Raw genomic sequence first — 14,813 nt, 5'->3', positions numbered from 1 at the left:
TTTTCACCCCCCTATCTCCGACAAACTTGGTGTTGACGGTTCACTCGCCATGCCCCCGGCAGCACGGTTCAATGGGCTCGGTCCAAGGGCCCGAATGCGTTCGGTCATTTCTTTTGCGATTTCGGCGAAGCGTGGTCCCATCGATCCCGACAGGTTATACATTGCCAGCCGTTCCCCCCCGATTCCCAGTTCATCAAGAATCTTCTTCACGTACTCCACACGCTTGCGGGCCCGGAAATTGCCGCGCAGGAAATGGCAGTCTCCTTCCATGCACCCGGCGACATATACGCCGTCAGCTCCTTCTTCAAAAGCTGTGAGCAGCAGGTTCTGCTCAATCTTACCTGAGCAAGGCAAATCGATCATGCGGATATTGGCTGGATACTGCAGGCGCATGGAACCGGCCAGATCGGCCGCCGAGTATGCGCAGTAGTAACAGCAGAAAGCAACGATCTTCGGTTCGAATGTACTCATGCGGATACCTCCTTAAACAGAGCGCGGACCTTTTCCAAGATCTGATTATCTTTATAGTGCTGCAATTGAATTGCCTTGTTCGGACACTCCCCGGCGCAGCTGCCGCAGCCGTGGCACTGGACAGCCTCGATACAGGCTTTGCCGTCTTCGCCAATACGGGGCACGCTATAGGGGCAGATGCGCACACAAGTGAGACAGGCGGCGCATTTATCCGGATCGACGTTTACCACAACCCCGCCCGCCATCAGATTATCCTGAGACAGGATGGTACTGGCTCGCGCCACCGCCCCTTGGGCTTGATAGATACATTCATGGAGATACTTGGGCGAATGTGCTCCACCGCATAGGAAAATGCCCTGGGAGGGAAAATCAATTGGACCTAATTTGGCGTGGGTTTCGACAAAGAAGCCGTCCTCATTGACCGGTACCTTCAGCATGGTCCCCAGGCTGCGCGCCGTGTCTGACGGTACAGTGGCCGACGCCAGTACCACAAGATCAGGGGTTAAATTAATGGTCCTTTTAAGACTCGGTTCGTGTACAGTGAGGCTCAATCGGCTGCCTGCTTTGGCAAGTTCCGGTTTTTGCTGCTCGGTATAAGGAATAAAGCGAATTCCTATGTCCCGGGCTTCCTTGTACTGGCTCTCCATAAAACCATAGGTGCGGATGTCCCGGTACAAGATATAAATGTCGGTTGCAGGCTGCCGCTTTTTCAGCAGCAGAGCGTTTTTGATGGCCTGACCGCAACAGGTACGGCTGCAGTACTTAATTTCCTCATTACGGGAACCGGCACATTGGATCATGACAATCTGTTTGGCTTTTACCGGCTGACCGGCGGCAAGCAGTTTCTCAAAGGCGCTGCCGGTAATGACGCGGGGATCTTCGCCTGCCAGATAGCCGGCGGCCACACGTTCTTCGCTCCCGGTGGCGACGATCACGGTGCCATGTTCTATGTCCGTCGCCGTTTCGTCTTGGCCACTGCGCACAGAAGTGATAAAGTGTCCGGCGTGACCGGAGAAATTCGTGATTTGCGTATTGGTAAAGACTTTGATCAGCGGATGGTCTGCAACAGCTGCAGTCAATTGGTGCAGATATTGCTGAACGTCGTTCCCCTCCAGATCCCGGTAAATCTCACGGGCATGGCCGCCGAGCTCCGCTTCTTTCTCGACAAGATAGGCGGTAAATCCTTGACTGGCTGCCGATAAAGCGGCAGTCATTCCGGCAACCCCGCCGCCGATAATAAGCGTCGAGGGAATCACCGGCACAGGATGCAGGTAAAGCGGGTCGTGGTGACGCACTTTGGCTGCCGCCATCCGCACCAGGTCCTTAGCCTTCTCCGTCGCGCCGACCGGCTCGCTGCGATGCACCCATGAACACTGGTCACGGATATTGGCCATTTCGAAGTAGAATTGGTTGAGGCCAGCTTCCCGCAGCATTTCCCGGAAAAGCGGCTGATGGGTCCGCATGGTGCAGGAGGCTACAACCACCCGATTAAGCTGTTTCTCTTCGATAATTTCCTTCATCCTTTTGATGGTGTCCTGAGAGCAGGTATAAAGATTATCCTGACAGTGAACAACATCAGGCAAACTTTGTCCATAGGCCACGACCTCCGGAACGTTGACAATTGAGGCTATGTTGATGCCGCACTGGCAGATAAAAACACCAATGCGCACCGGTTCTTCACTGACGTCCCGCTCCGGCGGATAGGCTTTGAGACGCCGCAAAGTGTTGCGGGCGTCCGCCAGCAGTTCCCCCGCTTTGGCCGCGGCCGCGCTGGCAGTCATGACCGTCTCCGGAATATCCCGCGGTCCCTGGAAGGCTCCGGCAACATAGATACCCTGTCGGGATGTTTCGGTAGGGCTGAAATCATCAGTATCGGCAAAACCGTAAGGATGAGCTTCTATCCCCAGCGTCGCCAGAAGAGGGGCAGCCGTCTTGGGTGGACGTACCCCAACGGCCAATACGACAAGTTCGAACTCTTCCTCGACGATATCGCCGCTTTCGTTGATATATTTAATGAAAAGGTTTTGGGTTACCGGATCTTCTTTTATGCTGGATATCATGGCCCGAACGTAACGGACGCCACCTTTTTTCGCGGTTTCAACATATTTGTCAAAATTTTTCCCGTAAGAACGCATATCCAGATAGAAGATGGCCGGTTCAACATTGGCGTCGTGCTCCCGGGCAATAAGCGCCTCTTTGGTAGAATACATACAGCAGATGGAAGAACAGTACTCCGCTCCGTTGTCACCGCAGTCACGAGAGCCTACACATTGGATGAAGGCAACCTTTCGGGGTGAAGCACCATCCGACGGCCGCACCACATGGCCTGTGGTAGGACCGGTAGAAGACAACAGGCGTTCAAATTCAAGGCTGTTCAACACATTGGGGTAAATGCCGTAGCCGTATTCACCCTTGAGGCTTGCATCGAAAATATCGAAGCCGGGAGCCAACACGAGAGCGCCGACGGACAGGTCAAGCATTTCATCGGTATCATCATGGTGAATGACTTGTTTTTTACAGGCCTTTTCGCATTGGAAACACTCGGAGCAAATTCCACAGTTCATACAGCGGCTTGCTTCTTCGATTGCTTCTTCTTCGCTCATGCCCAGAGCCACTTCGCGATAGTCTCCACTGCGAAGGCTTGCCGGGGCAAAGGCCTGTGACAGGCGGCCCATCGGGTGTACCGGGGTATTTTCCGGGAGAGTGAGTTTGTCTTGATGTGGCTTTTCCCTGTTGGCAGCGATTTGGGCACCGTTTAGATAACGGTCAATGGATATGGCTGCCTCATGAGCACTCGCAACCGCTTCAATTACTGACGCCGGGCCGTGAGCTACGTCGCCGCAGGCAAAAATGGCAGGATCACCGGTAGCCTTGGTCAGCGAATCGGCAGCAACAATTCCCCGGGCGGTCGTGACTTTCTTTTGGCCCTGCAGAAATTCCAGGTCTGCAGCCTGGCCGATAGCCATGATCACGGTGTCTGCGTCGAGAAGGATGGTACGTGTTTCGTCATAGCGGGGATTAAATCGCCGCTCGGCGTCGAAAACGGCGCTGCAGGCTCTGAAGCCAACGGCGCTGACTTTCCCGCCGCTGCCGACAATTGCTTTCGGGCCCCAGCCGGGATGCAGGATGACTCCTTCATCTTCGGCTTCTTCGATTTCCCAGACATGGGCCGGCATTTCGCCGCGGGACTCCAAACAGACGACATGGACTTCTTCTCCGCCCTGGCGCAGCGCTGAACGGGCTACATCCATTGCTACGTTGCCGCCGCCGATAACGACGACTTTTTTCCCGACCCGCGGGTTTTGGCCAAGTTTGATATCCCTTAAAAAGCCTACTCCGGGAAGAACCCCGGCAAGACCGGCGCCTTCAAGCGGCAGATCCCGGCTCTTTTGCACGCCAACGGCGATAAGGACTGCATTATATTGCTCTTTTAGCTCTTTTAAGGTAATATCGCTGCCCACGCGAGTGTTATTGCGCACTTCAATTCCATGCCTTAAAAGCATGTCAATTTCCCGTTGAACAACGATCTCCGGCAGCCGGTATTGGGGAATCCCGTATTTCAACCAGCCGCCCGGACTGGGCAGTGCTTCAAAGATAGTAACCTGATAGCCTTTCTCCACAAGGTCGCAGGCAGCTGTCAGCCCAGCCGGTCCGCCTCCGATAATCGCTACCCGCTCTTTGCGGGTGGGAGTATATATTTGTGATTCGGCTTTGGCGAGTTCCTCCCAGCCATAGTCGGCGGCCGCCCGTTTTAGGGTGGCGATTGCCAGCGGTTGATCAATTTCCTGCCGGTTGCATTCCGCTTCACACGGATGGTGGCAAATTCGGCCGCAGATACCGGCGAAAGGCAGGCGGCGATGGATGACTTCCAGTGCTTCGGCGAATTTTCCCTGAGAAAGGAGAGCCACATATCCTTGCACATTTGTTCCGGCCGGACAGGTGGAGCGGCACGGTGGAACACCGCGCTTGTCGATCATGAACCTGTTTGGCACCGACTGCGGGAAGAGCTTATATACCGCTTTACGAAGACCCTGATCCTGGTTGAAGCCATCCTTCACCTTAACGGGGCAGGCGTCGACGCAGTCGCCGCAGGCCGTACATTCGTCAATATCGATGAATCTCGCTTTTTTCCGCACCTGGGCGGTAAAGTTACCGGCTTCTCCTCCCAGCTTCTCCAACACCGAATGAGTGTGAATGATAATATTAGGATGGCTCAGGCAGTCACTCATCTTCGGTCCTAAAAGACACATGGAACATTCATTGGTCGGAAAAGTTTTGTCAAGTTGGGCCATCTTCCCGCCGATCGACGGTTCATCTGTGACCATATGCACAAGATATCCGCCATTGGCAAGATCCAGAGCGGACTGCATTCCGGCGATTCCTCCGCCTAAGACGAGGACGGAGCCGATTTTCTCCTTGGTTGACGCAGGCGGTGCTTGAACACCGATGCTGCTAACTTTTGCCATACTATTTTCCTCCCCTCTCGGCCACAGGAAGTACAGACATGGGATCGATCACATGTTTACGCAGCCAGGCTTGGGGGGCAGGAGCACCGAAAGCGATGCCCATCAACTCGGTAAAGTAGAAAATAGGCATTGTTTTGGCCACTTTGGTCTGGCGGATGTCCAGGTTGACGTGGCACATCGGGCAAGCGACTACAATGGCCTGAGCCCCGGCGCGCTGCGCCTCGGTAATGAGCTTGGCAACCAGCGTCTCCACCACCTCGGTACGGGGCAGGTTGAGGGCGACGCCGCAACAGTCGGTTTTGTAAGACCATTTTTTAACATCCGCCCCCAGGGCTGAGACCAGTTTATCCATGCTCTGGGGATGTTCGGGATTGTCGAAGGCCACTACGTCCTTGGGCCGCGTCAGCAAACAACCGTAATAGGTCACTACGTTGAGGCCGGTAAGCGGACGGATGGTCTTAGCTTTGACGGTTCGCAGCATTTCTTTGCTGCTCAGGATTTCCAACGGATGGCGGACCTGAATCGTCGCCCCGTATTTGTTCCCCACGATCTTCTCAAGGTCGCCGTTGATGCCTTCGGCTTCGGGCGCCTGTTGACGAATCTGGTGATCAGTATATTTCAGCAGGTTATAACAGGCCGAGCAGGGGGCCAGAACATCGTTTTCGGCCTGTTCCGCCAGGACAAGGTTGCGCAAAGGCAGCGCCAGCGATAAATAATGATTTGTCGCATGGGCGCTGGAAGCCCCGCAGCAATTCCAGTCTTCGATTTCGGTAAGTTCAATGCCGAGTTCTTTGAATACATATCCGGTCGAGGCATTGTATTCACTGGCAGTAGAATGGAGAGAGCATCCGGGATAATAGGTCATTTTCATTTTCTCTCCACCTCCTTCGCCTTGCGGAAAATCTGCTTGATTTCCCCCACCCGTCTGATACGGTCAGGCAAAAGCTTGAGTTTGCCCTTAGTCAGGAATTTGATGCCTACGCCCATGTCTTGCGTAAAAGTGAATGTTTTCAGCTTGTAAATGCCGATGAGACCTGCTTCATACGCGCGTCCCATTTGCCCAACCATCATCAAAAAGGACTGATGGAAAGCCGGAGTCTTTGTTTCATGGCCGGAAAACCCTTCCGCCAGCGCCATTTCTCGCAGCGCATCCATGATTTTCGAGGTGTCGATACCGTTGGGACACCGTGCCGCACAAGTCTTGCAGCCCACACACAGCCAGATACTGTTGCTTTTGAGGACCGCTTCTTTTTCCCCCAGCTGAATCAGCTTCAGGATATCCGCATTGTACGGCTGCATGACAAAGTTCACTGGACAGCCTCCGGCACATTTCTTGCAATTGTAACAAAGGTTGATATTTTGACCGGATTTAGTCTGGACCTCTCCGACAAATTGGGAAGAAGGGGTTATCCCTGCATCCGCCATTGTACACGCTCCTCTCCTCACGAAGTCTGCCGCGTTGCACGATCGGAACATCTTCGCGATTTACTTTTCCATCAACCCGCTAGAACAGTCCGCTGACTCTGCCTGTATTGACATCTACATCAATCCGGCGATAAGCGGGATCGGAACCTGTTCCCGGCATCAGACTGATAGCACCGGCCATCGGGCAGAGGAATTTGGCGCCGCCGTAAACCAATACGTCCCTGATTGGCAATCTCCATCCCTTGGGAACGCCTTTCCATGTCGGTTCATGGGACAGGGACAGGTGGGTCTTCACCATCATGGTGGAATAGTCGGCATACGAGGGATCAGCTTCAAACTTCTTGGCTTTCTCTTCAGCCAGCGGCGCCCAATCGACGCCATCGGCTCCGTATACTTCCTTGGCGATAGTCTCCACCCGCTGCCGCAAAGGCATTTCCAGCGGATACAGGTAGTTGAAATTGACTTCTTCCTTGCAGGCATCGATAACGGCATCCGCCAACTCCAGGGCTCCGTCGCCACCCTTCAGCCAGTGCTGGGAGACGGCGGCCCGGGCGCCGGCCTGTTCGGCGATCCGCTTCACCAGGTCATGTTCTTCCTTGGTATCGGTGTAGAAGGCATTGATACAGATTACCGGCTTAATGCCTGATTTTTTAATAACATTGATAAGGTGAATCATATTGGCGCAGCCTTTTTCTAAAAGTTCCAGATTTTCTTTGGTATATTCGTCAGGAAGCGGACGGCCAGGCACCACAGCAGGTCCACCGCCATGCATCTTCAAGGCGCGGACAGTGGCTACCAGGACAGAGACCGATGGTTTTAGTCCGCTTAGCCGGCATTTGACATTCCAGAATTTTTCGAAACCGATATCTGCGGCGAAGCCGGACTCGGTGACATGGTAATCGAAGCATTTCAGACCGATACGGTCGGCAATAATCGAGGACTGACCTATGGCGATATTGGCAAACGGACCGGCGTGGACAAAACAGGGCTGCCCTTCAACAGTGGAACAAAGGGTTGGATTAATCGTATTTCGCATCCAGGCGGTCATGGCGCCATCAACTTCCAGGTCTTGGGCGGTAACCGGTTTTCCGGCCTTATCATAGGCAACTACAATGTGCTTAAAACGTTCCCGCATATCAGCCAGATCCTTGGCCACCGCCAGGATAGCCATCAACTCGGACCCAACGGCGATACCGAACTTGGAATGCATCATAAAGCCGTCTTGCTTTCCGCCAAGCCCCATGATAATGTTGCGCAGGCCTTGGGCTGCAAAGTCAAGGACCCAGCCCATCTCCACGTTCTTGGGGTTAATGTCAAGTCTTCTGAGATTTCTTCTGCCCAACTCGGCGTCATCATAATTGGCCTCATGCTGCATCCTGGCATTCAGGGCGACCATCGCCAGATTGTGGGCGTTCATAATGTCATTGATATCTCCGGTCAAGCCCAGAGAGAACTCGGTCATCGGGATTAAAAGGGCGTTGCCGCCGCCGGCAGCAGTACCCTTGACATTCATGGTCGGTCCGCCCGAAGGCTGCCGCAAAGCGCCGCCAACGTTAACGCCGCGCTTCCCCAGTCCTTCCATGAGACCAATGGATGTCGTTGATTTACCTTCTCCCAAAGGGGTAGGGGTGATGGCGGTTACCTCAATATACTTGCCATCCGGTTTATCCTTGAGGCGGTTGATCACTTTCAGGAAATCGATCTTCGGCGTCTTGCCGTACGGAATGATTTCATCTTTCTGCAGACCCATCATTTCCTGGTATTGCTCAGTTGTGGGTATATTGCCCTCTGCCAGTTCAGCAATCTGCCAATCTTTCAATTGCGTAGCATCCCAAGCCATATGTATACATCCCCCTTTTATTTCGTCAATTATGATTTACACTCGCTCAATCTGACCTGGATCAACCATCATTTCTCAAGCTGCAGCTCTGCGGCTTTCAACGTATTGTGCAGCAGCATACCGATGGTCAGCGGTCCAACTCCCCCCGGCACAGGAGTGATATAGCCCGCGACTTCCTGTACCTCGTCGAATTTAACGTCACCAACCAATTTGTCACCAACCCGATTGATGCCGACATCAATAACGATCGCACCGGGTTTCACCATGTCCTTTGTGACGAACTCTGGCTTGCCGATAGCAGCGACTAAGATATCTCCCTCCCGGCAAACCGCAGCCAGATCCTTCGTGCGTGAGTGACAGACGGTTACAGTCGCATTCCGGGACATCAGCAACATCGTCATCGGCTTGCCGACTATATTACTCCGGCCAAGAACCACCGCCCGTTTTCCTTCGACGGAAATACCGCTGATTTCCAGCATTTTGATAACTCCGTAAGGTGTACAGGGCACAAGTCCTTCTTTACCAATGGTTAGGTTCCCGACATTTACCGGATGAAAGCCATCAACATCTTTGAGCGGGCTGATCCTCTCCAGAACCAATTCGCTGTTGATGTGTTTAGGCAGAGGCAGTTGCACCAGAATACCGTGTACCCTGTTATCGCTATTTAACCGGTCAATTTCTTGCAGCAGCTGCTCCTCGGACGTCGTTTCCGGCAGCCGTACGACCTCCGAGGCAATTCCCAGTTCCTCACAAGCCTTGTGTTTGCGATTCACGTAAACCTTGGATGCCGGGTTTTCTCCTACAATGATGACAGTCAGCCCTGGTTTAATGCTCCGGGCAGCCTCAAACTTAGCAACATCTCTTTTCACGATTTCCGTCAATTGCTCAGCTATCTTTTTCCCATCCAATATCTGCGCCGCCATAAATACGCTCAGCCCCTTTCTTGTACTTTCTTTGTTCTAATTTATATAGACGTATATACATCGGGTCTTGTAACAGCCTCACCTCATTCCGTTTATGTTTTACTATGCCTTGATCATCTGCCGGCCGTCATTTCTCTGTGTTTATTGTGAAATTTTTAACTTATTCAGCGAAAAAAAACCATTTGCGTCGAAAAGACGAACTCCCGAATTGAACTTTTCTGTGCCATGGGAGACGCCTGTGAAACGAGGGCGATGCCAGCAGCCACGTTGATAAAAAGCATTAACTCCGTTTTCTGATGCCTCTTCTTTTATAAGTTAATGTACAGCCTCTCTTATCTATATGTATATACAACTTCGCAAATTACAGTAGAAATTCCTGTCAGAACATTCTTAAAAATATATTTTTTTTTGAGCAGAAACTTTCGGCAACCATTAGAGCGATTTTAGATGAAATATTTGCGATCGAATGATATTTGCCAAATCGCCGAGGGTACTGCAAGCCACCATATGGGAATATTTCTGAAAAAATCCTATTGTTTTATGGCGGGACCATTCGCTGCTAGGCAGGGTATTCAGCCAGATAATATTTCGCACTTTTTTGTTCAATACTGCCAATTCGCTTATGGCGGCCTCACTTTTCATCGTTTTTGCATCGCTTACGATAATGACGACCATCGAAGGACGCAGCACTTTTCGATGGTCTTTGCACAATGTTGATAAGCTCTTCGATAGATCAGTGCCTTTTCCCCATTGCCCGCTTTGGGCCATCATTTCACTCATAAGCTCAGCAAAGGGTTGTTTCTTTTGGAATTTGACGGTCATCCGTTCAAGGTCTTCGGCAAAAATAAAGCTTTCAATCTGATCAACAAGACTGGACAGCCCGTATATGAACTGGAGTACAAAAACTGCATACTGGGCCATCGAGCCGGAAACGTCACATAATAACAGAATATTGGGCTTCGTCCGCTTGGCCGCCTTATATTTTAGCTGCAGCATAGTGCCGCCGTAACGGGTATTATCGCGAATCGTCCGTCTCAGATCAATTCGTTCGGCAAAATGGGTCTTATGATATCGCCGGGACAGTTGACTGGACAATTCTTTCGCCAACTGTTTGATTAAGCGCCGGACAAGTGGAAGGTCCTGTTCCCCGATTCGTCGCATATCTTTGTGCAGCAGTGTCTGCATTTCAGCTTCCAGACACCGCGCCGCCTTTTCCACTGTTTGATCGATAATAGGCTCACCGCATAACCGCACCGGAAACGCCGCTTCTTCCTCTGCCGCTAACTGGCGCCGCCAATACTCCAATGAACCAACGACAACTTTTTCAACTACATGTTTAAAATTTAACTCAATGTTGTTTCCGCCGGATGTCTTTTCCAAAAACGAGCACAATCGTTGCCGGTCCTGGGGCGCCATTTGCTGGTACACCTGGCGTAGCTCACCGGATATATTTAATTCATGGCCCTGGAAGGTCAATTCGTCAGCCTTCCCCCTCCGTTGTACCGGCTGACCGCTGGTCTGTTCCCCGGCCGGTGGTGGCTGTTGCTTGGATTCCAGAAAAAAAGCGACAAAGGCCTGACGGAAGACCGGTATATCTTCATGCCTTTTTATTAAGGTCGCCTGTAATGCAGCCCTTATATGCTGCGGATCTGCCCAGTCTTCCTGCAGTAAAGCTTCGGCCGCGTCCAGCATTTCCGACGTGCTTACCCGGACCCCCAGCCCTCTTAGGACATGGCAAAATTCAACAAGCCGCTTTGCCGCATTCACTTTAACCCCTCGCTTCACCTTGCGGGCATTCCCTTATTTGCATGCAAAGTTCCTCCGTGCCGCCTTTATCTTTGAAGTGCCGGAGGTCCGCCCCGTGCTTAAAAATAAGCCCCAGCGTATTGTTGACGGCGGTTTCATCAAGAGCATCCGTCCCCATCATCACCAAAGCCCGAGCCCAATCGAGACTCTCCGCAATTGCCGGCTTCTTCTCCAATTCAGGAAACCGGCGAATGAACTGGAGAGCGGTCGCAATCTCGTGAGCTAACTTGGGGCCAAGCCCAGGAACTTTCTTTGCCAAAATTAAGGTTTCCTTCTGTATCGAGGGATACTCAAGGTACAAATAAACACACCGGCGGCGCAGGCCGTCAGAAAGATCGCGATCATGATTGCTGGTCAGAACGACGATCGGTACATGCTTCGCCTTGATAGTCCCCCATTCGGGTATCGTTACCTGATACTCCGATAGCAGTTCAAACAGAAACGCCTCAAATTGTTCATCAGTTTTATCAATCTCATCGATCAGCAGTACTGGTCTTCGCGAGACTGTTATCGCTTTCAGTAAAGGCCGTTCCAGTAAATATTCGCGATCAAACAAATCCTTTTCACTACTGTCTGTTAGACAATCTTTCTGAAGCTGTATTTTTAGCAATTGGCGCTGATAATTCCATTCATACAGCGCCCGGCTCTCATCCAGCCCCTCATAGCATTGCAGCCGGATCAGCTCGGTCGCAAAGACTGAACTTAACACCTTGGCGACTTCCGTTTTTCCCACACCAGGCTCGCCCTCTATCAAAAGCGGTTTCCCCAGCTTGAGCGCCCAGTATACGGTCATAATGACCTCGTCTTCGGCAATATAGCAGTTGTCCTGAAAAGCCTCCTTCAATCCTTGCAGACTGATTTCCATCATCATCCTCCCTTTAATTTGCTATAAACACTTCCGAATACCGTTAAAAGAGAATAACTATACTGGCAGATATAACGTGATGCTAAAAGAAGGGACGCTCCATCTTGATAGAGATGCGTCCCTTCTTATTGTCTGATCGACAATCCATCATTTTCCGGGCTCAGCAAGAAAGACCGCTCCCAAGGTTGGTGCTGATCGCCTGCTTTGCCGGTTTTGACCCCACGACCGGGCTGATGCTTTTGCGGGCGGCGCTTACAGCGGCATAAGCGTTTCTACAATATTTGTCGGCACCGCAATATTGAGCTACCTTTTCATCTACCGGACCACCGCCGATTAGGACTTTTATGGACGGGTCCACCGCCTTCACCGCAGAAACCGTTTCTTTCATTGCATCAAATGCTGTAGTAAGCAGGCAACATAACCCGACCGTTTGCGGCTTATTCATCTTAACCGCTTTCACGAAAGTTGCTGTGGCAACATCGACTCCTAGATCGACAACTTTAATTCCACTACAGCTTAGAATCGCGGAAACAATATTTTTACCAATATCATGAATATCGTCCTTTACCGTTCCGATAACCATCGTACCGATTGCTTTGGACTCACAGCCTGAAGTGAAGAAAGTTTCCATCAAAGCGGCAGCACTGGAAAAGATGTCGGCTGACATAATAAGCTCCGCTAAAAAGTAATCACCTGACTCATAGCGTTTTCCGACCTGTTCCATCCCTTGCTGGAGCTGAATAAGAATTTCCATGGTGGGAACGCCCTTAGCAAGTTGTGCCTGAACCTCCAGCAACACCGCATTTTCATCCAACTCAGTCAAAGCTTGAACGAGATCAAAGTTCTGCACACTTCCACCTCCCTAAATTCAAACTTGAAATACCTTTACAAACCACCGTTCGACTCCGGTTCAACGAAAGGCATCACACCAAAACACAGTCCTCCGGCTAGGCCTTTAACAGTCTTCCGTCCCTATATTCTTTTATATATTGGCAACAATACTTATCCGATCCTGCTATGACTTTTGCGGCCCCCAATAGTGCCATTAGCTTTTGATCAAGAGGATCCGCAATCAACGTATCGATGCCGCAGGTTACAAGCGCAACGGCGAGAGCCTGATTTAATAAACGTCTGTGAGGCAAACCGAAAGATACATTGCTTAATCCGCAACAGATATGAACCCCGGGAATTCCTTCCTTAACCGCCCTGACAGTATCCAATAGCACTCTGCCCGATCCGCTATCCGATCCAATCGGCTGAGCCATAACATCAAGATATATATCCCTGAGATCCACCCCATCATTCGATAACTTATCCACGAGCCGGCAAGCAATTTCAAAACGCCGCTCCGCCTTTGCCGATATACCGGTATCATCAAGACACAACGCGATAACAGAAGTCTTATAGTATGTAATAAGCGGTATTAACTCTTTATACCGGATATTCTCCAAGGTAATTGAATTGACAATTGGTTTTTGGCGAGTCACAGCTAAAGCCTGCTCCAAGGCGATTGGATTAGGACTATCAATACATAGCGGTACAGCGGTTGCTTCTTGCACACATTCCGCCAGCCAAGCCAAAAGAGGAGCCTCCCTTTCACCAAACGTTCCTGCGTTAAGGTCTATGCTGTGGGCTCCTGCCTCAATCTGATCAATGGCTATTTGCTGTATAAAATGTTTATTCTGTTCTGCAATTGCCGACGCAATGGCGCGAGTACTACTATTAATTCTTTCTCCGATAATATACAAAAACAATTCCTTCTTTAGCGAAAAAAATTGATTTCAAAGGAGGTTTGCATTTTCCCAAACAATAGTTTGTTAAAACATTCACATATCATTTCGTGAAAATTCTATCAATTAAAAGTATGGTTGTCAAGTAGTATTTTTGTGCACGAACGCAAGCTCTCGGTGCCAACTAGACGGGGTCAGGCTTGACTTATTTAATTGGCTTGATTTATTTTCAAATTACATTGTAGTACCTTTCCACGCTCATATCCACGCGTTGCGATGGCCGAATCAGTATTTAACGCTAGCCCAGCTTTGGTAATAGATTTAATTCCACAACTTGATATATCAGTACAGTTCTTGCTAAGCTGCTGCTCATTTTTTTGAGAGTAACTATGAACTACGTAAATAAGTCAATTATCAAATAAGTCAAGCCTGACCCCATAGAATTAATGTCATGCCCTTCTTATTGACGGCCAAGCCTGTGGTGGTCGCCTTCGGTTTATTAACTTTTCTTTGCAATATACCAATAAGGAAGTGCTACCAATAGTGTCCCGCCGATGAAGTTGCCTACTGTGACCCAGAAAAGATTATAGGCGAAACCATTCAGAGATACGCCCACACTATCTGGAACAAATAGCGCCGCCGCCAGCAGCGTCATGTTCGCTATGCTGTGTTCAAAGCCTGTTGTAATAAAAGCAAACAAACACCAAAACACCATAATTAATTTTCCCGTCTCTTCCTTCATTCGAAAAGAGCACCATACTGCCAGGCAGACCAGCGTATTGCACAAAATTCCCCTCAGCAAAAGCTGGTCCCACGGCAGCGCCATCTTCATCTGCGCCGTCTTTACAATAAAAGCCCCCGTACTACCACTAATCAGCCCCGAATAAGCAAAGAGTCCTGCTAAAAACACTGCCCCAATGAGATTACCGGCAAAACTAAAAAAATAAATCGCAAGGACTTCGTGGGCTGCTACTTTTTTCTCTAGCTGCCCAATTGTCATCACCATGTGGTTCCCGGTAAAAAGCTCCGAGCCAGCCATGATAACAAGACTCAGAGCAATACCAAAACAAAGTCCCATAACAATTCTAACGATCGGTACTTGCCCCTGCGACAATAATCCTCCAATCGTAAAGATCAATAAGATTCCAAAGCCCACATACATCCCGGCCAAAGCCGAGGATAGGATGTATTTCGCTTTGCCTGCTCTTAACAAATCAATCTTGGCTTGCGCCGAGGTCGCTACTTTGGTAATTTCCTCGTAATACATGCAATTTATCCACCTTCACT

11 protein-coding genes are annotated in these 14,813 nt (G+C 50.5%); all 11 read right to left on the bottom strand.

Annotation, left to right across the window (positions count from 1 at the left end):
- Window positions 1-3: 3 nt before the first annotated feature.
- The 11 genes from EV210_RS10535 to EV210_RS10485 all read right to left on the bottom strand — a co-directional run bounded on the left by EV210_RS10535 (window position 4) and on the right by EV210_RS10485 (window position 14,793).
- Complete coding sequence (locus tag EV210_RS10535) at window positions 4-471, bottom strand: hydrogenase iron-sulfur subunit (protein ID WP_132079724.1); 468 nt, start codon at window positions 469-471, stop codon at window positions 4-6.
- The gene (locus tag EV210_RS10530; protein WP_132079721.1) at window positions 468-4,937 is read right to left on the bottom strand and encodes an FAD-dependent oxidoreductase; all 4,470 of its coding nucleotides are present in this window, start codon (window positions 4,935-4,937) and stop codon (window positions 468-470) included. Before EV210_RS10530 ends, EV210_RS10535 begins: the two co-directional genes overlap by 4 nt.
- A gap of 1 nt (window position 4,938) precedes the next feature.
- Entirely contained in the window at window positions 4,939-5,808 is an 870-nt protein-coding gene (locus EV210_RS10525) for a CoB--CoM heterodisulfide reductase iron-sulfur subunit B family protein (RefSeq protein WP_132079719.1), read from the bottom strand.
- Window positions 5,805-6,362, bottom strand: coding sequence for a 4Fe-4S dicluster domain-containing protein (locus EV210_RS10520; RefSeq protein WP_165898867.1), 558 nt, complete (start codon window positions 6,360-6,362; stop codon window positions 5,805-5,807). The genes EV210_RS10525 and EV210_RS10520 overlap by 4 nt, the downstream gene beginning before the upstream one ends.
- Before the next feature lie 79 nt (window positions 6,363-6,441).
- On the bottom strand, window positions 6,442-8,202 hold the full coding sequence (locus tag EV210_RS10515) for a formate--tetrahydrofolate ligase (protein WP_132079714.1): 1,761 nt from the start codon (window positions 8,200-8,202) through the stop codon (window positions 6,442-6,444).
- Between the two features lie 68 nt (window positions 8,203-8,270).
- Window positions 8,271-9,125: a bifunctional methylenetetrahydrofolate dehydrogenase/methenyltetrahydrofolate cyclohydrolase FolD gene (gene folD, locus EV210_RS10510; RefSeq protein WP_132079711.1), complete on the bottom strand. Its 855-nt coding sequence runs from the start codon at window positions 9,123-9,125 to the stop codon at window positions 8,271-8,273.
- 432 nt (window positions 9,126-9,557) lie between these two features.
- The gene (locus EV210_RS10505) at window positions 9,558-10,892 is read right to left on the bottom strand and encodes a vWA domain-containing protein (RefSeq protein ID WP_132079708.1); all 1,335 of its coding nucleotides are present in this window, start codon (window positions 10,890-10,892) and stop codon (window positions 9,558-9,560) included.
- Window position 10,893: 1 nt separating this feature from the next.
- Window positions 10,894-11,802, bottom strand: a complete 909-nt coding sequence (locus tag EV210_RS10500) for an AAA family ATPase (RefSeq protein WP_243650508.1) — start codon at window positions 11,800-11,802, stop codon at window positions 10,894-10,896.
- A gap of 154 nt (window positions 11,803-11,956) precedes the next feature.
- Window positions 11,957-12,646 carry a cobalamin B12-binding domain-containing protein gene (locus EV210_RS10495; protein WP_132079704.1) on the bottom strand — a complete coding sequence of 230 codons (690 nt, stop codon included), beginning with the start codon at window positions 12,644-12,646 and terminating at the stop codon, window positions 11,957-11,959.
- 97 nt (window positions 12,647-12,743) lie between these two features.
- Entirely contained in the window at window positions 12,744-13,544 is an 801-nt protein-coding gene (locus tag EV210_RS10490; protein ID WP_132079701.1) for a dihydropteroate synthase, read from the bottom strand.
- Between the two features lie 481 nt (window positions 13,545-14,025).
- A complete protein-coding gene (locus EV210_RS10485) occupies window positions 14,026-14,793 on the bottom strand; it encodes a formate/nitrite transporter family protein (RefSeq protein ID WP_132079698.1) in 768 nt (255 codons plus the stop codon).
- Between the last annotated feature and the right edge of the window lie 20 nt (window positions 14,794-14,813).

The sequence above is a fragment of the Anaerospora hongkongensis genome, from assembly GCF_004339805.1.
Taxonomy (GTDB): domain Bacteria; phylum Bacillota; class Negativicutes; order Sporomusales; family DSM-15969; genus Anaerospora; species Anaerospora hongkongensis.
This window is presented reverse-complemented; position numbering and strand designations above follow the sequence as displayed.

What these genes read in the sequence shown, in the direction of transcription:
- EV210_RS10535 (WP_132079724.1), bottom strand. Translation starts at nt 471, where the DNA reads ATGAGTACATTCGAACCGAAGATCGTTGCTTTCTGCTGTTACTACTGC.
- EV210_RS10530 (WP_132079721.1), bottom strand. Translation starts at nt 4,937, where the DNA reads ATGGCAAAAGTTAGCAGCATCGGTGTTCAAGCACCGCCTGCGTCAACC.
- EV210_RS10525 (WP_132079719.1), bottom strand. Translation starts at nt 5,808, where the DNA reads ATGAAAATGACCTATTATCCCGGATGCTCTCTCCATTCTACTGCCAGT.
- EV210_RS10520 (WP_165898867.1), bottom strand. Translation starts at nt 6,362, where the DNA reads ATGGCGGATGCAGGGATAACCCCTTCTTCCCAATTTGTCGGAGAGGTC.
- EV210_RS10515 (WP_132079714.1), bottom strand. Translation starts at nt 8,202, where the DNA reads ATGGCTTGGGATGCTACGCAATTGAAAGATTGGCAGATTGCTGAACTG.
- folD (WP_132079711.1), bottom strand. Translation starts at nt 9,125, where the DNA reads ATGGCGGCGCAGATATTGGATGGGAAAAAGATAGCTGAGCAATTGACG.
- EV210_RS10500 (WP_243650508.1), bottom strand. Translation starts at nt 11,802, where the DNA reads ATGATGATGGAAATCAGTCTGCAAGGATTGAAGGAGGCTTTTCAGGAC.
- EV210_RS10485 (WP_132079698.1), bottom strand. Translation starts at nt 14,793, where the DNA reads ATGTATTACGAGGAAATTACCAAAGTAGCGACCTCGGCGCAAGCCAAG.